Annotated in this window: 15 protein-coding genes and 1 tRNA gene; 13 read left to right on the top strand and 3 right to left on the bottom strand. The window is 67.0% G+C overall.

All coding sequences use genetic code 11. The annotated features are described in order from the left end of the window. The first annotated feature begins 234 nt into the window (after positions 1 to 234). The 6 genes from LQF09_RS01380 to LQF09_RS01355 all read left to right on the top strand — a co-directional run bounded on the left by LQF09_RS01380 (position 235) and on the right by LQF09_RS01355 (position 6,287). Entirely contained in the window at positions 235 to 1,212 is a 978-nt protein-coding gene (locus LQF09_RS01380; RefSeq protein ID WP_002937691.1) for a flavin reductase family protein, read from the top strand. Positions 1,213 to 1,236: 24 nt separating this feature from the next. Next, positions 1,237 to 2,010, top strand: coding sequence for a glucose 1-dehydrogenase (locus LQF09_RS01375; RefSeq protein ID WP_002925358.1), 774 nt, complete (start codon positions 1,237 to 1,239; stop codon positions 2,008 to 2,010). A gap of 31 nt (positions 2,011 to 2,041) precedes the next feature. Then, positions 2,042 to 2,830, top strand: a complete 789-nt coding sequence (locus tag LQF09_RS01370; RefSeq protein ID WP_270068961.1) for a fumarylacetoacetate hydrolase family protein — start codon at positions 2,042 to 2,044, stop codon at positions 2,828 to 2,830. A 129-nt stretch (positions 2,831 to 2,959) separates the two neighbouring features. Beyond that, on the top strand, positions 2,960 to 3,883 hold the full coding sequence (locus tag LQF09_RS01365; RefSeq protein ID WP_270068960.1) for an acetaldehyde dehydrogenase (acetylating): 924 nt from the start codon (positions 2,960 to 2,962) through the stop codon (positions 3,881 to 3,883). A gap of 27 nt (positions 3,884 to 3,910) precedes the next feature. Continuing rightward, on the top strand, positions 3,911 to 4,936 hold the full coding sequence (dmpG, locus tag LQF09_RS01360; protein WP_270068959.1) for a 4-hydroxy-2-oxovalerate aldolase: 1,026 nt from the start codon (positions 3,911 to 3,913) through the stop codon (positions 4,934 to 4,936). 19 nt (positions 4,937 to 4,955) lie between these two features. Beyond that, positions 4,956 to 6,287, top strand: a complete 1,332-nt coding sequence (locus tag LQF09_RS01355; protein ID WP_002925367.1) for a spinster family MFS transporter — start codon at positions 4,956 to 4,958, stop codon at positions 6,285 to 6,287. A gap of 4 nt (positions 6,288 to 6,291) precedes the next feature. Here the strand turns inward: LQF09_RS01355 and LQF09_RS01350 are convergent, their stop codons facing one another. Beyond that, positions 6,292 to 6,996, bottom strand: coding sequence for a mobilization protein (locus LQF09_RS01350; protein ID WP_270068958.1), 705 nt, complete (start codon positions 6,994 to 6,996; stop codon positions 6,292 to 6,294). Between the two features lie 434 nt (positions 6,997 to 7,430). Between LQF09_RS01350 and LQF09_RS01345 the strand changes: the two genes are divergently transcribed. The 5 genes from LQF09_RS01345 (at position 7,431) to LQF09_RS01325 (ending at position 12,857) form a co-directional block, all read left to right on the top strand. After that, entirely contained in the window at positions 7,431 to 8,318 is an 888-nt protein-coding gene (locus LQF09_RS01345) for a cation diffusion facilitator family transporter (protein ID WP_002937679.1), read from the top strand. A gap of 12 nt (positions 8,319 to 8,330) precedes the next feature. Further along, positions 8,331 to 8,999, top strand: a complete 669-nt coding sequence (locus tag LQF09_RS01340) for a response regulator transcription factor (protein ID WP_270068957.1) — start codon at positions 8,331 to 8,333, stop codon at positions 8,997 to 8,999. After that, positions 8,968 to 10,284: a sensor histidine kinase gene (locus tag LQF09_RS01335; RefSeq protein WP_270068956.1), complete on the top strand. Its 1,317-nt coding sequence runs from the start codon at positions 8,968 to 8,970 to the stop codon at positions 10,282 to 10,284. Before LQF09_RS01340 ends, LQF09_RS01335 begins: the two co-directional genes overlap by 32 nt. A gap of 100 nt (positions 10,285 to 10,384) precedes the next feature. Then, positions 10,385 to 12,106 (top strand): phosphoethanolamine transferase, encoded by a 1,722-nt coding sequence (locus LQF09_RS01330; protein WP_270068955.1) that lies wholly within the window; start codon positions 10,385 to 10,387, stop codon positions 12,104 to 12,106. Positions 12,107 to 12,110: 4 nt separating this feature from the next. Further along, a complete protein-coding gene (locus LQF09_RS01325; protein ID WP_002937675.1) occupies positions 12,111 to 12,857 on the top strand; it encodes a phosphatase PAP2 family protein in 747 nt (248 codons plus the stop codon). 205 nt (positions 12,858 to 13,062) lie between these two features. On the opposite strand, the gene LQF09_RS01320 is transcribed toward LQF09_RS01325, so the two are convergent. After that, positions 13,063 to 13,139: transfer RNA gene (locus LQF09_RS01320), tRNA-Arg, on the bottom strand. A 149-nt stretch (positions 13,140 to 13,288) separates the two neighbouring features. On the opposite strand from LQF09_RS01320, the gene LQF09_RS01315 reads away from it, so the two are divergent. After that, positions 13,289 to 13,738, top strand: a complete 450-nt coding sequence (locus LQF09_RS01315) for a c-type cytochrome (protein ID WP_002937674.1) — start codon at positions 13,289 to 13,291, stop codon at positions 13,736 to 13,738. A gap of 99 nt (positions 13,739 to 13,837) precedes the next feature. Here the strand turns inward: LQF09_RS01315 and LQF09_RS01310 are convergent, their stop codons facing one another. Beyond that, a complete protein-coding gene (locus LQF09_RS01310; protein ID WP_002925371.1) occupies positions 13,838 to 15,832 on the bottom strand; it encodes a UvrD-helicase domain-containing protein in 1,995 nt (664 codons plus the stop codon). A gap of 249 nt (positions 15,833 to 16,081) precedes the next feature. On the opposite strand from LQF09_RS01310, the gene LQF09_RS01305 reads away from it, so the two are divergent. Further along, complete coding sequence (locus tag LQF09_RS01305) at positions 16,082 to 16,729, top strand: pentapeptide repeat-containing protein (protein WP_002937673.1); 648 nt, start codon at positions 16,082 to 16,084, stop codon at positions 16,727 to 16,729. Positions 16,730 to 16,752 lie beyond the last annotated feature (23 nt).

Here is a 16,752-nt window from a genome sequence, read left to right as displayed (position 1 = left end):
AGAGGAAGGGCGGGCGGGTCGGCGCCGGACACGCACTCCGGTTGCTGACCCTGCACACGCAATCATGGGCGGACCATACCCTGCGCCCGCAGGCCTTGCGTAGTCCAATCGGACGAGCGCATCGGCAGCGCTGCCCGCTGTGCCGGGAAAACCGTTAGTCCGTTGGGACGATGCCTGCGCCCCTGCCCCACTTTCATACTCGGCACCATCTCCACCCGTCCCGCGAGACACGACATGACGACGCACAAGGGGTTCGACCCCCAGGACTTCCGCGCGGCGCTCGGCACCTTCACCACCGGCGTCACCATCATCACCACCCGCGCCGCGGACGGCGAGCCCATCGGGATCACCGCCAACAGCTTCAACTCGGTGTCGTTGAACCCGCCGCTGGTGCTGTGGAGCCTGGCCAAGAACGCACGCAGCCGCGAGGCCTTCGCCAACGCCAAGCACTGGAACGTGCATGTGCTGTCGGCCGCGCAGGAGGCCTTGTCGGGCCGCTTCGCGCGCCAGGGCGAAGACAAGTTCTCCGGGCTTGAGCTCGACGAGGGCATCAGCAAGGCGCCGCTGCTCAACGGCTGCACCGCCCGCTTCCAGTGCCGCACCGCGTTCAGCTACGACGGCGGCGACCACATCATCTTCGTCGGCGAAGTCCTCGCCTACGACCGCAGCGAACTGCCGCCGCTGGTGTTCCAGAGCGGCCAATACGCGCTTGCCGCGCGCAAGCCGCGCGATGAAGTGCGCCTGGGTTCGACGCCGCCGCCCGAATGCAGCTACACCGAGGACCTGCTCGGCTACCTGCTCGGCCGCGCCCACTACCAGATGCTGCACGCGCTGCGCCAGTTGCTGAGCACGCAGGCGCTCGACGAGCGCTCCTTCTTCATCCTGTCGGTGCTGTCGATCCGCGACGGGCTGAGCCTGCAGGAGATCAACGGCTTCATCTCCTACACCGGCATGCTCGCGGACGAGACGTCGATGAGCGCGCTGGAGTCGCAGCGGCTGGTGGCCATCGAGCAGGACGAGGAGCGGACCCGCTACGTGCTGACGGCCGACGGCCGTGAAGCCTCGCTGCGCCAGATCGCGCTCGCCAAGGCGGTGGAAGAGGACGTTGCCGCCAAGCTCGGCACCGGCGACACCATGGCCTTGAAGCTGCTGCTCAAGCGCCTGATCGCTTCCAGCGACCCCGGCATGCCCGACCTGTGGTCGCCACGCTGACCCCTGCATAAAGGAACCTACTGCATGAGCATCATCCAACGCTTCAGCCTGGAAGGCCAGGTTGCGATCATCACCGGCGCCGGCCGCGGCATCGGCCGCGGCATTGCTCTGGCCTACGCCGAGGCCGGCGCGGACATCGTCTGCGCCGCGCGCACGCTGGCCGACGTCGAAGCGGTCGCCGCCGAGGTGCGCGCCCTCGGCCGTCGCGCCATTGCCGTCAGCTGCGACGTCACCGACCTGGCCCAGCTCGGCGGCGTGGTCGATGCCGCGCTCAAGGAATTCGGCCGCATCACCCACCTGGTCAACAACGCCGGCGGCTCGGGGCCGAACGACCCGCTGAAGATGTCCACCGACAAGTTCGAGGGGGTGTTCCGCTTCAACGTCAGCTCGGCCTACGAACTGACCCGCCTGTGCGTACCCCACATGCGCGCGGCCGGCGGCGGCAACATCGTCAATATCACCTCGGGTGCGGCGCGCTACGCCCAGCCCCACTTCAGCGCCTACGGCACGGCCAAGGCCGCGCTCACCCAGCTCACCCGCCTGCTGGCACAGGATTTTGCCCCGGTCGTGCGCATCAACGCGATTGCCCCCGGCCCGATCATGACCGCCGCGCTCGACCGTGCGCTGCCCGCCAACATGCGCGAAGGCATGATCAACAACACGCCGCTCAAGCGTCTCGGCGAAGTCGAGGACATCGCGGCCGCAGCACTCTACCTCGCAACCCCGGCCTCGGCCTGGGTGACCGGCAAGGTCATCGAAGTGGACGGCGGCGCCGAATCGAGCGTGTGGCCGGGCTGACCGCTCAGGCTCCCAGACCAGGAAACCGTTCATGGACCCAAACCTGATCCGCCAGCTCGGCGACGAGCTCTACGCAGCATTGCGCCAGGCGCGCACGCTCGTCCCGCTGACCGAACGCCACCCCGGGATCGGCATCGAGGACGCCTACCATGTCTCGCTGCACATGCTGTCGCGGCGTGAGGCCGACGGCGAACGCGTGATCGGCAAGAAGATCGGCGTGACCAGCAAGCCGGTGCAGGACATGCTGAACGTGCATCAGCCCGATTTCGGCTTCCTCACCGACGCCATGCAGCACGCGGACGGCGCAGCCATCGACATTGCCGCGACAGGCTTGATCCAGCCGCGCGCCGAGGGCGAGATCGCCTTCATGCTGAAGGCCGACCTGAAAGGCCCTGGCGTGACCCGCGACGCAGTGCTGGCCGCCACCGCCTGGGTCGCGCCCTGCTTCGAGATCGTCGATTCGCGCATCGACGACTGGCGGATCCGCATCCAGGACACGGTCGCCGACAACGCATCCTGCGGTGTCTTCGTGGTCGGCGAGACGCAGACCGACCCGCGTGAGCTCGACCTGGCGGCGGTGCGCATGCGCATGTCGCGCAATGGCGAACCCTGCGGCGAAGGCCTGGGGTCGGCCGTGCAGGGCCATCCGGCCGAAGCCGTGGCCTGGCTCGCGAACACCCTGGGCCAGTTCGGCATCCCTTTCCGCGCCGGAGAGCTGATCCTCTCGGGCTCGCTGGCGCCGCTGGTGCCGGCGCGTGCCGGCGACCGCTTCGAGATGCAGATCGAAGGCCTCGGCGGCTGTTCGGTGAGCTTTCGCTAGCAGCGTGTTCCTCGCAGCCGCGCGGCGGGCATCCCTCCCTCCTCCGTCCGCCGCGCGCGCTGCACCTCTCAGCCAACGTCATGCCGAGCCGGACTGCAAGCGGCCGGCACACCCTACGGGACTGAACCCATGAACAAGATCAAATGCGCCCTGATCGGTCCGGGCAACATCGGTACCGACCTGCTGTACAAACTCAAGCGCAGTCCAGTGCTCGAGCCGGTGTGGATGGTGGGCATCGACGCCAGCTCCGAAGGCCTGGCGCGTGCGCGCGAGCTCGGCCTCAAGACCACCGCCGAGGGCGTCGACGGCCTGCTGCCGCACGTGCTGGCCGACGGCGTGCAGATCGCCTTCGATGCCACCTCGGCCTATGTGCACGCCGAGAACAGCCGCAAGCTCAATGAACTGGGCGTGCTGATGATCGACCTCACCCCGGCGGCGATCGGCCCCTTCTGCGTGCCGCCGGTCAATCTGGTGGAACACGTCGGCAAGGGCGAGATGAACGTCAACATGGTCACCTGCGGCGGCCAGGCCACGATCCCGATGGTCGCGGCGGTGTCGCGCGTGCAGCCGGTGGCCTACGGCGAGATCGTCGCCACCGTGTCGAGCAAATCCGCCGGCCCCGGCACGCGCAAGAACATCGACGAATTCACCCGCACCACCGCGGGCGCGGTCGAGCAAGTGGGCGGCGCCAAGCAGGGCAAGGCCATCATCATCCTCAACCCGGCCGAACCGCCCTTGATCATGCGCGACACGGTGCACTGCCTGACCGAGACCGAACCCGACCAGGCGGCGATCACCGAATCCATCCACGCCATGATCCGCGAGGTGCAGAAGTACGTGCCCGGCTACCGCCTGGTCAATGGCCCGGTGTTCGACGGCAAGCGCGTCTCGGTGTACCTCGAGGTCGAAGGCCTGGGCGACTACCTGCCCAAGTACGCCGGCAACCTCGACATCATGACCGCGGCCGGTGCGCGCACCGCCGAGATGTTCGCCGAGGAGATCCTGGCCGGTCGCCTCGAGCTTGAATCCAACCGCGCCACGATGGTGGCCTGAGCGCCCCGGCCACAAGGAGAGATGAACATGGAACTTCGCGGCAAGAAAGTCACCGTGCATGACATGACCCTGCGCGACGGCATGCACCCCAAGCGCCACCTGATGACGCTCGAGCAGATGAAGACCATCGCCTGCGGCCTGGACGAGGCGGGCATCCCGCTGATCGAGGTCACCCACGGCGACGGCCTGGGCGGCAGCTCGGTGAACTACGGCTTCCCGGCCCACAGCGACGAGGAGTACCTGTCCGCCGTGATCCCGCTGATGAAGCAGGCCAGGGTGTCGGCGCTGCTGCTGCCGGGCATCGGCACGGTCGATCACCTCAAGATGGCGCACGAACTGGGCGTCTCCACCATCCGCGTGGCCACCCACTGCACCGAGGCCGACGTCTCCGAGCAGCACATCGGCTACGCCCGCAAGCTCGGCATGGACACCGTCGGCTTTCTGATGATGGCGCACATGAACAGCCCCGAAGGCCTGGTCAAGCAAGCCAAGCTGATGGAGAGCTACGGCGCCAACTGCATCTACGTCACCGACTCGGCCGGCCACCTGCTGCCCGACACGGTCAAGTCGCGTCTCAGTGCGGTGCGCGATGCGCTCAAGCCCGAGACCGAACTCGGCTTCCACGGCCACCACAACCTGGCCATGGGCGTGGCCAACAGCCTGGCCGCGCTCGAAGTCGGCGCCAGCCGCATCGACGCCGCGGCCGCTGGCCTGGGGGCCGGCGCGGGCAACACCCCGATGGAAGTGTTCATCGCGGTGTGCGACCTGATGGGGATCGAGACCGGCGTGGATGTGTTCAAGATCCAGGACGTGGCCGAGGACCTGGTGGTGCCGATCATGGACTTCCCGATCCGCATCGACCGCGATGCGCTCACGCTGGGCTACGCCGGCGTGTATGGCTCCTTCCTGCTGTTCGCCAAGCGCGCCGAGAAAAAGTACGGCGTGCCCGCGCGCGAGATCCTGGTCGAGATGGGCCGACGCGGCATGGTCGGCGGCCAGGAAGACATGATCGAGGATACGGCGCTCAACCTGGCGCGCGCACGACAGGCATAGCGCGGAGTCCGCAACGGCCATGCACGACACGTCCCCGTCTGCGCCCGCCCCCTTGTCCGCGTGGCGCACGCATGGCCTGCTGTTCCTGCTCGCCTTCCTGTACGCCGACAACTTCATCGGCCGCCAGATCGTCGCGGTGATGATCGAGCCGATCCGGCTCGAGTTCGGCGCCAGCGACACCTCCATGGGCCTGATCTCCGGCCTCGCCTTTGCCGCCGTGTTCGCAGTGCTGGGCCTGCCGGCGGGGCGTCTTGCCGACCGCATGTCGCGCACCCGGCTGCTCGCCCTGTCCAGCCTGTGCTGGGGCGTCGCCACCATCCTGTGCGCGCTGTCGGGCAACTTCGTGCTGCTGGTCGCCGCCAGGATGCTGGTGGCGGCGGTCGAGGCCCCCGCCGCACCGGCCGCCCTGTCGCTGATCGCGGATCTGTACCCGCCGCAGCGCCGCGCCTTCGCCATCAGCTGCTTCACCGCCGCCCCCACCTTCGCCGCCATCCTGGCGCTGAGCCTCGGCGCCTGGCTGGTTGACCAGTACGGCTGGCGCACGACCTTCGTCATCGTCGGCACCCCAGCCTTGCTGATCTCTGCCCTGCTTGCCTTCGGTGCGCGCGAACCGGTGCGCGGGGCCTGGGACGGCAGCGCCCGGGTCGAACTCTCCACCAGCCTGCTGGCCACCGTCGGGCAGCTGTGGGCGAACAGGCCGGTACGCTACCTGATCCTCGCCGGTGCGGTGGCAACCCTGGGCGGCAACGCGTTCGGCATGTGGAATGCAAGTTTCCTGGTGCGCTCGCACGGCCTGGAGCTGCGCCACGCAGGGCTGCTGACCGGACTGATCGGCGGCACCGCCGCCGGCCTCGGCGTGCTGTTCAGCGGCTGGCTGACCGACCACCTGGGCAAGCGCGACGCGCGCTGGCGCTTCCGCATCCCGCTCGTCGGCCATGTCGTCGGCATTGCTACGCTCGCCGCCTACCTGAGCTGGCCGACGGACGTGCTGACCTCGATCGCAGGCGTGCCGGTTCCCACGGCGATGCTGTGGTGCGGTATCAACGGCTTCTTCATGGTGTGGTGGCTGGGGCCGTCCTTCAGCATGCTGACAAGCCTGGTCGCCCCGGCCAACCGCGCCGTGGCGATGGCCCTGCAGACCATGCTCAGCACCCTGTGCGGCGTCGGCCTGGGCCCGGTGCTCACCGGCGCCCTCAGCGACCTGCTGCAGCCGGCCTTCGGTGTCGAGTCGCTGCGTTACGCGATGTTCCTGAGCTGCACCGCCACCAGCGTGGCGATCGTGCTGTTCCTGGTCATGCGCGCAGCGCTGCTGCGCGAGCAGCCTGCGCAGGCCGTCATGACGACGGCCTGACAGCCTACACGACCAGGTCGTCGAAGGACGCGTACACGGCCTTCAGCCAGCTCTTGACGCGCTGGCGCTCGAGCATGCCCAAGGCATCATCGCCCGCACGCCGGTTCATCGCCGCCCAGAAGCTGGCATCCTGGCGATCGATCTTGCGCATGCTGGCTTCGTGCAGTTCCGGCAGGTTGATCACACGGGCCCCCATGGCTTGTGCGGCAGCAAGCTCGGCCGATGCATCGAGCTGGGAAAAGTCGCTTCCACGGCCATGGTTCTTGACCACCACATAGCGCGGACCTTCGCCGTAGGTGTCGAGCAGCGCGCCCAGCAGGTCGACAGAATCCTTGCCGGCATCGGCCAGGTGCCAGAAGTTGACCTGCACGCCGAGCTCGGCAAGCAGTTCCAGCAGTTCGGACGTTTTGATCCAGCGCGCCAGCGGTGCGGCCGTCTGTGCTGCAAGATCGACAATCACGCTGTGGCCGATGCCCTCTTCTGGTGCGTCCTCGAACGGCAGCGCGATCTGGTCCAGCCCCTCGTAGCGGTCCACCACCACGGGGGCGGCATAGTCGGCGTAGAAACGGGCGAAGGTAGTGTGCGAGCGATCGGTATCGAAGCCGGTGAAGGGCCGGCCCTTGTCGATGTAGTACTGGGCCAGGGCGCGAGCAACAACCGACTTGCCCACGCCGCCCTTTTCGCCGCCGATGAAGTTGAGGGAACGCATTGTGTGTCCTGAGTGAATTACGCGGTGCTCCGCTTGCTGGCAAAGGCGCCATGCCAACGGCTACAAGCAACGATCGGGCCACAATGAGAGCATCGCAAACCCGAAGCCTTATCGACTTGCCTCCCGGCATCACCCCTGGGCCGCTGTCGGTCCCTGCGCCTTGCCCACGCCAGACGCAGCCGGGTGAGCAGATGGCTACGCTCGATGTGCCTCATTTCCAGCGATAGCCTCCTTGTGTCGCAGGGGGTCAATTCACCGTGTCGCCCGACAGGTGGTGGGCGACATGCGGGGTACCCTTACGCTGATTGACAGCGCCTCACACCACGATGCGCGCCAGCTTGGGATGCAGCGAGTCGAGTACGATCATCAGTTCTACGATCTCTTGCTGAGATCGTTAGGCTGCGCCACGATCCACCCGACCATCATCTGAGCCGATGAAAGCCTTCACTCCACGTCAAGCCCTGCTGCTCTCTCTGGCGGCAGCGCTGATCACGATTGCAATGAAGACGGGGGCCTGGTGGCTGACCGGCTCAATCGGCTATTTGTCGGATGCCCTTGAGTCCCTGGTTAACCTGGCCGGAGCCGGTTTTGCGCTATGGATGGTGGCCTATGCACGGCAGCCTGCTGATGACGACCACCAGTATGGGCATGGGAAAGCCGAGTACTTCTCGGCCGCCTTCGAGGGGGGATTGATCTTCATCGCCGCGTTGATCATCCTTCTCACCGCGGGAGAGCGGCTACTCAATCCACAGCCAATAGGTGATCTCGGTGTCGGCACCCTGCTGTCCGTCGGTGCAAGCCTGATTAACTTTCTGGTTGCACGCGTCCTGCTGCAGGTCAGCCGCGCGCACCGCTCGCTTGCACTCGAAGCCGACGCACGCCACCTGATGGCGGACGTGTGGACCACCGCTGGCGTCGTCTGCGGAGTCGGACTCGCCGTCGTTACCGGGTGGGGCTGGCTTGACCCCGTCGTTGCAGCCGCAGTCGCGTTGAACATCCTGCGCGAAGGCTGGGAGCTGATGCGGCGCTCGGTTGACGGCCTTATGGACCGCGCATTGTCAGCCGCCGAGGTCGCTGCCATAGAACGAACACTCAGTGAGGCTGCGCCACCTGGGTGTTTCCACAGCAAGCTAACCACGAGAGCCGCAGGTGCCATCCATTTCGCGCAAGTCGAGTTCTGCGTGCCGGGGGAATGGACAGTTGCAGAGGCCCATGCACTGGCGGATGCGATCGAGCGCACTGTGGAGGCACGTACCGGCACCCGCCTCACGGTTCACCTTGAGCCACTGCCACCGAGCGACTCGCCAGCCGATCATCCCTGAAAGTTCTTCCCAATGCACCTGCTGATCATCGAAGACGACCGCACCATCGCCGAGAACATATACGACTACCTCGAGGCGCGCGGTCACCAGTGCGACTACGCCGACTCGATCGCAGCGGCTTCGGCCTTGCTCGCGCGTACCCGGGTCGATGCCCTCGTCCTCGACCGCAACCTGTCCGACGGCGACGGTCTCGCGCTCGCGCGACGGCTGCGTACCGAGGGATTTGCGACGCCGATCCTGGTGCTGACCGCGCGCGATGCCCTGGAGGATAAGCTGCTCGGCTTCGAGGCTGGTGGCGACGACTATCTGGTCAAGCCCTTCGCCCTGCAGGAACTCGAGGTACGCCTGCTGGCGCTGGCGCGGCGCAATGCCGCGCGGCCGGCCGATTCCCTGCTCAAGCACGGCGCACTCAGCTACAACGCCGCGACCCAGGCGCTGTGCCTGCATGGGGAGCCCGTCACACTGCCGCCGAAGGCCCTGCGCCTGGTGGCCGAACTCTTGTCGCAGCCCGAACGCGTGTTCTCCCGCCGCGAGCTCGAGATCGCCGTGTGGGGTCACGAGCAGGACAGCAGCGACAACCTGCGCAGCGTGCTGCACACCCTGCGTCGCGCCCTCGGCGAGGATGCGTCCGCCCAAGTGGTGAATGTCCATGGCCTCGGCTACAAGCTCGTCAGCCGCTGAGGGCGCCTCGCAACGCGGCGCTCGGCGCTGGCTGCCGGGCGGGCTGCGCCTTCGCATCGCGCTGTCGGTCACGGCGATGCTGCTCGTGCTGATCGTCGCGCAATCGCTTGCGCTGGTGCGGCTCAACGAGGAGATGGAAGAAGAGTTCATCGCGGGCACGCTCGACGAGCAAGTGCACTACAGCATCGAGTACAGCCGCCAGCTCGGCACCCTGGTCGGTCCTCAGACGCCCACCATGACGCTCTACCGTTTTGTGCCGGGGGAAGCGCTGCCGCATGGGCTGGACGCGAAGCTGGCCGGCCTGCCAGTAGGCAATCACGAGTTCTGGTCGGCCGGGCGCGAACTGCACGTTGCCGTGCGCGAGGCTGACGGCCAACGCTACGTCCTCGTCTATGACGAATCCGAACACCGCGCGCGCGAGTCGGCCGTGGTCACCGCGGTCGTGATCGGCGGCCTGGTGCTGACTGCCTTGTCCTTCATCCTCGTCTACGCGATCGCTGCCCGGCTTACCCGCGGGCTGGAGACGCTGGCCGAGCGCGTCGAGGGCGAGCGCGACGGCACGCCCTTCGCCCATGCCGGACTCGAGGCCGAACTCCTCGCCGTGGCGCGCGCGCTGGACCGGGCCGAGGCGCGGCAGGCTGCCGTACTCGCCCGCGAGCGCGACTTCAACGCCAACCTGTCGCACGAGTTGCGCACCCCGCTGGCAGGCATACGCAGCGATGCCGAAATGCTGCTGACCGAGGCCGCGCTGTCGGACAAGGCCCGGCGCCGGGCACAACGCATCATCGCCACCACGGACCGCACCGCCGCGCTCGCCAACAGCCTGTTGCTGCTCGCGCGCGAGGCCCGCCCGCAGGCGATCGAGCCGGTCAACCTGAGCACGGCAGTACGAGACGCCTGGGCGCGCCTGCACACCGCGGGCGCACGGGCGGAGGCAGTGGACATCCGTATCGATCCCCAAGCCGAGATCACCGCCGACCCCGGCTTGCTGGCTCTGGTGCTGCACAACCTGCTCGACAACGCCGTGCGCCACGGCGAAGGGCATGCGATCGAGGTGGTGTTGGAGGGCAGCCAACTGGCCATCTGCGACCGCGGGCCCGGTTTCGGCAGCGAAGACCCGATACGCAGCTTCGAGCGCTTCCGGCGCGGCGGCAGTAAACCCGGCCACGGCCTCGGCCTGGCGCTGGTGCAGCACATCTGCAGCGCGTGCGGCTGGGCGGTCGGCGCCGCCAACCGGCCTGAGGGCGGGGCCTGCCTGACGATCGATTTCGGCACCGAGCGCTGACCGCGGTCTGTGCGCCTTCACACTTTCCTCACACCCGCCTCACGCTTTCCTCACACGCCGCTTCGTAGATTGCGCGGATCCTCCCCGGCTCCGCACAATCATGCCCGAACAGCGTCTGTCCTTCGTTCCCTCCCCATCAACGGCGACCCGCAAGCCGACTGATGCGCTCGCGTCGATCTGGCGTGCCGCTTGGCGCTGGCGCCCCGAACTTTCGACTGAGACGCTGCTGGTGGGTATCGGCGCCTACCTCACCCTGGTAAGCAACACCCCGTTCTGGCGCGCGCTGCTTGCCAGCCGCGGGGGCGAGGGCGGCACCCTGGAATACGTCCTCGCGATCGGCTTGGCGCTCACCGCGCTCAATGTCGTGCTGCTTGCACCGCTGCTCAACCGGTGGACGACCAAGCCGCTGCTGGGCGCCGTGGTCGTGGTCGCCGCGGTGGCGAGCTACTACGCCGGCCAGTTCGGTGTGTATTTCGATCCTGGCATGCTGCGCAACGTGCTGAGCACCAACATCGCCGAAGCGCGCGAGCTGCTCACGGCGGGCTTCTTCCTGAAGGTCGCCGCCCTGGCCCTGCCGCCGCTCTTCGTGCTTCAGCGCGCCCGCCTGCGCCAGCGACCGCCCAAGCGTGCGCTGGCGATTCGCGGCGCCGCCGTCGTGCTCGCGCTGATCGTGGGTGCAGGTGCGCTCGGCAGCGTGTTCAAGGACTTTTCGGGGCAGATGCGCAACCACAAGGAGCTGCGCTACCTGATCACGCCGGCCGCGCCGCTGTGGTCGATCGCCCGCGTGCTGAGCCGTGATGCCCAGGCCGCCAAGCTGCCGCGCCAGCCTGTGGGCACCGATGCCCGCCTGGGCGCGAGCTGGGCCACGTCGAAGAAGCCCGCGTTGTTCGTGATCGTGGTCGGAGAGACCGCGCGCGCGGCCAACTGGGGACTCAGTCGTGGAACTGGGCAGTCGGCAGCCCGCGACACCACTCCAGAGCTCGCTCGCCGCGAGGTCATCAACTTTCACGACGTAACCAGCTGCGGCACCAATACCGAAGTATCGGTACCGTGCATGTTCTCGCTACAGGGGCGGCGCAACTACGACGAGGACGCCATCCGCGGCAGCGAATCGCTACTCGACACCTTGCAGCGCGCCGGCCTGCGCGTGGTGTGGAACGACAACCAGTCGGGCTGCAAGGGCGTATGCGCCGGCGTCGAGACGATGCGCCCCGATCCCGCGGCCCTGCCCGAGCTGTGCGACGGCGAGCGCTGCCTCGACGAGGCGCTGCTCGAGAGCAGCCGCGGCCTGCTGCGCGACGCCAATGGCAATCTCGTGCTCGTGCTGCATCAGCTCGGCAACCACGGCCCAGCCTACTTCCGCCGCTACCCGGCGGCGTTTCGCCGCTTCACGCCGACCTGCGACGACGAGGACCTGTCAAAGTGCAGCCGCGAGCAGATCGCCAACAGCTACGACAACGCCTTGCTGTACACCGACCACATGCTCGCGCGCAGCATCGACCTGCTCAAGGCGTTCGAGCCGCGCTACGACAGCGCGCTGCTCTACGTCTCGGATCACGGCGAGTCGCTTGGCGAGAAAGGCCTCTACCTGCACGGCATGCCATATGCGATTGCACCGACAGAGCAAAAGAAGGTGCCGATGGTGATGTGGCTCTCAGAGGGGTTTGCCGCGCGTAACCAGCTTGATCTCAAGTGCCTGCGTTCTGAGGCAGACAAACCCGTGGCTCACGACCACCTCTTCCATACCGTGCTTGGCTTGCTCGACGTCGACACGGCAGTACGCGATGACGCCCTTGACATCACCACGCCTTGCCGGAGCTGAGCCCATGCCGACGGAACACATCTCCGCCCCGCTTGCCACCTGCAGCCAGGGTTCGTCGCGGGCATGGCTGTGGTCTCAGGCCGCGCTCCTGATCGCAAGCGCACTGACGCTGCTTTGGGTGTTCGAGACCACTGACCTCGACCGCCAATTGGCCGCCTTGCTTTTCGATCGCGAGCTTGATGCTTTTCCGCTGCGTCACGTCTGGTTCCTGGACGCGGTGATGCATAAGGCCGCCAAGCAGGTAAGCTACATCCTCGTCGCGGCCAGCCTCTGGTTGTGCTGGCAAGGCTGGAAGGGCCGCTTCAGCTGGCTACCGCCACGCAACGCCTTGCTCGCCGCAACCGGCATGGTTGCGATCCCCATCGCGACTTCGCTGGGAAAACTGCTGACAGCACGATACTGTCCGTGGGATCTGATCGACTTTGGCGGCTACGCACCGTACCTCGGCCTGTTCGAGGCGGCCCCGCAAGGTATCAAGGCGGGGCAGTGCTTCCCTGCGGGGCATGCGTCGGCAGGTTACCTGTGGATCGTTTGGGCTGTCGCCTTGCGGCCTGCAGGGCTGCGCACCGCCAGGCGCGCACTGCTGGCTGGCCTACTTGCCGGCGGCATCCTGGGCACGACCCGCATGCTGCAGGGCGCACACTTCTTGTCTCACACTCTGTGGACCTTATGGTTGGCCTGGGCCCTGAGCCTGAGCCTTGCTGTTGCCCTACGCGCTGACCTTGCCTTGGGAAATCAGCACAGGGCTTGACTGGATACAGGCGCGGCGACCAGCCACCGAGCACTCCTTTTCGCTCTGACCGTGCGACAGATCTACGTTTGATATCCGTGATCCTCGTCAGAGGATATGAATCCCCGTCGCGCAGTAACGCAAAGTGCTGCACTTGGTGCGAACTCCGGCAGCATGCGCAGCGTGCTCCCGACCATGCCGGGAAGGCCTGACCCATTGAATTCTCTGGCGCGCCCGAGACGATTCGAACGTCCGACCCCTGCCTTCGGAGGGCAGTACTCTATCCAGCTGAGCTACGGGCGCGCGGTGTGCGTGGAAAGACGTCCACGCAAGGCCGGGAAGCATAGCCGCGTTTGCAGGCAAAGTCCATGCCGCACTGCCACAATGGTTTTTACACAGCTATAATCGCGGCTTTAGATCTCGTCTTGCGCCACCAGTCAAAGGATCCAAGCATGTCGAACCAACGCAACCAGCGCCCCGTCCGCCTCGCAATGCCTGTCGTCGCCATGGTCGCAGCCGCGCTGCTGGCGGGCTGTGGCAAGCAGAGCTCCGTCGATCCGGAGCTCACGGCGACCCTGATCCAGCCCGTCGCCCGCGTCGAGATCCAGGCGGTCACGATTACCCCGGGGACGCGGACCGGCGAGCAGATCTACAAGTCGATCTGCGCAGCCTGCCACGACTCGGGCGCCGTGGGCGCACCGAAGACGGGTGACGCCGCTGGCTGGAGCGCGCGTCTCGGCCTGGGCTTCGAGGGCCTGACCGCCTCGGCCATCGCTGGCAAGGGTGCGATGCCCGCACGCGGCGGCGGCAGCGACCTGACCGATACCGAAGTCGCACGCGCAGTGGCCTATCTGGCCAACACGGTCGGCGCCGGCTACACCGAGCCGCCGGTCGAGCAGTAAGACCCGTAGCGGCACCCGACTCGGGACACGCACCGCAGCAACTGAAAGGGCAGCCTCGCGCTGCCCTTTTTTGTGGCTGTCACTGCGCGCGCAGCCGGTTCAGGCCTTGCCGTCGCGGTTCTCGAACATCGCCATCAGGTTGGCCAGCCGCGCCTTTCCCTCTTCTTTCGACACCGGCTGGGCGGTCTTGCGGTCGTTCATCTTGATGTCGCCGCCCATCTCCGCGATGAAGCGGCTCGGCTCGCAAGGGCGGAACTCCTTGCCCGACTTGCGCCGCTCGCACCAGGTGATGTTGAGGCTGCGCTGGGCGCGGGTGATGCCCACATACATGAGCCGGCGCTCTTCCTCGACCTTGTCCTCGTCGATGCTGCTCTGGTGGGGCAGCAGGCCTTCCTCGACGCCAACCAGGAAGACGTGGGGGAACTCCAGGCCCTTGGAGGCGTGAAGGGTGGCCATCTGGACGCCGTCGAAGTCGGGGTCTTCCTTGTCGAGCATGGACATCAGCGCGATGGTCTGGGTGAGCTCGAGCAGGTTCTTGCCGTCCTCCTCACCCTTGCGGCCCAGCCAGCCGACGAAGTCGCGCACGTTGCTCCACTTGGATTCGGCCTCGCGCGTGTCGCAGTGCTCGAACAGCCAGGCCTCGTAGCGGATGGCGGCCAACAAGTCTTCGAGCAATTGCGCCGCGGGCTCGCGCGGGGCACGGTACTGCAGGCGGTTGATGTAGGCCGCAAACTCCTGCACACCCTGCAGTTGCTTGGCGTTGAGGTGCTGGGTCAGCCCTTCCTCGAACACTGCGGCGAACAGGCTGGACTGGCGATGCCCGGCATAGGCGCCGAGCGCCTCGATGGTGGCGGCACCGATGCCACGGCGCGGGGTGGTGATGGCGCGGATGAAGGCGAGGTCGTCGTCTTCATTGACCAGCAGGCGCAGCCAGGCGATCAGGTCGCGGATCTCGGCCTTGTCGAAGAAGCTCTGCCCGCCCGACATCACATAGGGGATACGGTGGTTGCGCAACTGCTGCTCGATGATGCGCGCCTGATGGTTGCCGCGGTAGAGGATGGCGTAGTCCTTGAAGCGGGTGCGGTGCTCGAACTTGTGCGCGGTGATCTTGGTCGCCACCCATTCGGCCTCGTGCTCGGCGTCGCGGCAGTTGGTGACGACGATCTGCTCGCCCTGGCCGTGCTCGGACCACAGGCGCTTGTCGAAGAGCTTCTCGTTGTTGGCGATGACAGTGTTGGCGGCCTCGAGGATGCGGCGCGAGGAGCGGTAGTTCTGCTCCAGCTTGATGACCCTGAGCTTGGGATAGTCCTGCTGCAGCAGCTTCAGGTTCTCCACATCCGCGCCGCGCCAGGCGTAGATGGCCTGGTCGTCGTCGCCGACCGCGGTGAAGGCGCCGCGCACGCCTGACAGCAACCTCAGCAGCCGGTACTGGGCACGGTTGGTGTCCTGGTATTCGTCCACGAGCAGATAGCGCAGCTTGTTCTGCCAGCGCTCGCGCACCTCGGGGTGCTCGTCGAACAGGCGCACCGGCAGCGAGATGAGGTCGTCGAAGTCCACTGCCTGGTAGGCGCGCAGGGTGCGCTCGTATTCCTTGTAGAGCTTGGCGGCGACCGAAGCGATCTCGCTGTCGGCGAGCTGCGCCGCCTCCTCGGGCGTGATCATCGCGTTCTTCCACGACGAGATCTGCCACTGCATCTGCTTGGCGATGCCCTTGTCGTTATCGCCGGCAACGTCCGACACGATCTGCACGGTGTCCGAAGCATCGAGGATGGAGAACTGCGGCTTCAGCCCGCAGTGCTTCGCCTCCTGGCGGATGATGCGCACACCGAGCGCGTGGAAGGTGCATACCGTGAGCCCGCCCGGCGCCCGCCCGCCCATGATGTGGGCGACGCGTTCCTGCATCTCCTTGGCGGCCTTGTTGGTGAAGGTGATGGCAGCGATGTTGGACGGGTTGAGCCCGCACTCGTTGATCAGATGCGCGATCTTGTGCGTGATCACCCGCGTCTTGCCACTGCCGGCGCCGGCCAGCACCAGGCAGGGGCCGTCGAGATAGCGGATCGCTTCGCGCTGGGGCGCGTTGAGGAGGGCGGACATCGTGGCGGCACGGCAAAAAACGAAGCCACCCGGGCGGGTGGCGGAGGCCAATTCTAGCCGATCGCACCCGCCAGGAGCGCCATCGTTACAGATCGAGCGGGACGATCACGTCAAACAGGCACCAAACCTCGGCCAGCCACGCGCCCGGGTCGACAAACGGCTTGTCGAACCCGCATGATCCCGTACTGTCGTACCCAGGGCGGCGTTCCGCTGCCATCGACAGCCCTCCATCATCACCAGCCACTGCCCATGCCCACGACCCGCGCCGTGCTGTTCGCTGCCCTCTCCGCAGCGGCCCTGCTCACCCTGCCACCGCCCGCCGAAGCCCAGCGCGCCGGCAACGTCGGTGGCTGCGACATCCGCCGCGGCACCCTGTGCACCAACATGAACCTGAACGGCGCCGAGCTACCCGGGGTGAATCTCGCCAACTCGCAGTTCACCCGATCGGACCTGTCAGGTGCCAACCTGCGCGGCGCCACGCTCAACGAGGCGAACTTCTCGCAGGCCGAGATGGGCGCGATCGCCCTCGACGGGGCCTCGATGCTGCGCACCAACCTGCGCGGCGCCCGCCTGGGCGATGCCAGCCTCAAGGAGGCGAACCTGCGCAACGCCATCCTGCAGAACGCCGATCTACACGGTGCGGACTTCAGCGCGGCGCAGCTTGGTGGCGCCGACCTGACCAATGCCCGGGCGGAGGGCGCCCGCTTCGACGGCGCCGACCTGCAGCGCGCCAACCTGCGCGCGGCCAAGCTGTCGGGCGCGTCTTTCGCAGGCGCCAACCTGCAGGGCGCCAACTTCACCCGCGCCCAGCTCACCAACGCCGACCTGAGCGGGGCCAACATCGAGCAGGCGATCTTCCTCAACGCCCAGACCGACGGCTGCAAGGGTTGCCCGTGAGCAAGCGAGGAACGACCACCGCG

The organism is Thauera sp. WB-2 (assembly GCF_027594845.1).
GTDB classification, from domain to species: Bacteria; Pseudomonadota; Gammaproteobacteria; order Burkholderiales; family Rhodocyclaceae; genus Thauera; species Thauera mechernichensis.
The sequence above is the reverse complement of the archived record's forward strand: the minus strand, read 5'-3'. Positions and strand labels throughout refer to the sequence as shown.

Excerpts from the sequence above, each read along its gene's own strand:
- LQF09_RS01380 (WP_002937691.1), top strand. The coding sequence starts at position 235 with ATGACGACGCACAAGGGGTTCGACCCCCAGGACTTCCGCGCGGCGCTC.
- LQF09_RS01375 (WP_002925358.1), top strand. The coding sequence starts at position 1,237 with ATGAGCATCATCCAACGCTTCAGCCTGGAAGGCCAGGTTGCGATCATC.
- LQF09_RS01370 (WP_270068961.1), top strand. The coding sequence starts at position 2,042 with ATGGACCCAAACCTGATCCGCCAGCTCGGCGACGAGCTCTACGCAGCA.
- LQF09_RS01365 (WP_270068960.1), top strand. The coding sequence starts at position 2,960 with ATGAACAAGATCAAATGCGCCCTGATCGGTCCGGGCAACATCGGTACC.
- dmpG (WP_270068959.1), top strand. The coding sequence starts at position 3,911 with ATGGAACTTCGCGGCAAGAAAGTCACCGTGCATGACATGACCCTGCGC.
- LQF09_RS01355 (WP_002925367.1), top strand. The coding sequence starts at position 4,956 with ATGCACGACACGTCCCCGTCTGCGCCCGCCCCCTTGTCCGCGTGGCGC.
- LQF09_RS01350 (WP_270068958.1), bottom strand. The coding sequence starts at position 6,996 with ATGCGTTCCCTCAACTTCATCGGCGGCGAAAAGGGCGGCGTGGGCAAG.
- LQF09_RS01345 (WP_002937679.1), top strand. The coding sequence starts at position 7,431 with ATGAAAGCCTTCACTCCACGTCAAGCCCTGCTGCTCTCTCTGGCGGCA.
- LQF09_RS01340 (WP_270068957.1), top strand. The coding sequence starts at position 8,331 with ATGCACCTGCTGATCATCGAAGACGACCGCACCATCGCCGAGAACATA.
- LQF09_RS01335 (WP_270068956.1), top strand. The coding sequence starts at position 8,968 with ATGGCCTCGGCTACAAGCTCGTCAGCCGCTGAGGGCGCCTCGCAACGC.
- LQF09_RS01330 (WP_270068955.1), top strand. The coding sequence starts at position 10,385 with ATGCCCGAACAGCGTCTGTCCTTCGTTCCCTCCCCATCAACGGCGACC.
- LQF09_RS01325 (WP_002937675.1), top strand. The coding sequence starts at position 12,111 with ATGCCGACGGAACACATCTCCGCCCCGCTTGCCACCTGCAGCCAGGGT.
- LQF09_RS01315 (WP_002937674.1), top strand. The coding sequence starts at position 13,289 with ATGTCGAACCAACGCAACCAGCGCCCCGTCCGCCTCGCAATGCCTGTC.
- LQF09_RS01310 (WP_002925371.1), bottom strand. The coding sequence starts at position 15,832 with ATGTCCGCCCTCCTCAACGCGCCCCAGCGCGAAGCGATCCGCTATCTC.
- LQF09_RS01305 (WP_002937673.1), top strand. The coding sequence starts at position 16,082 with ATGCCCACGACCCGCGCCGTGCTGTTCGCTGCCCTCTCCGCAGCGGCC.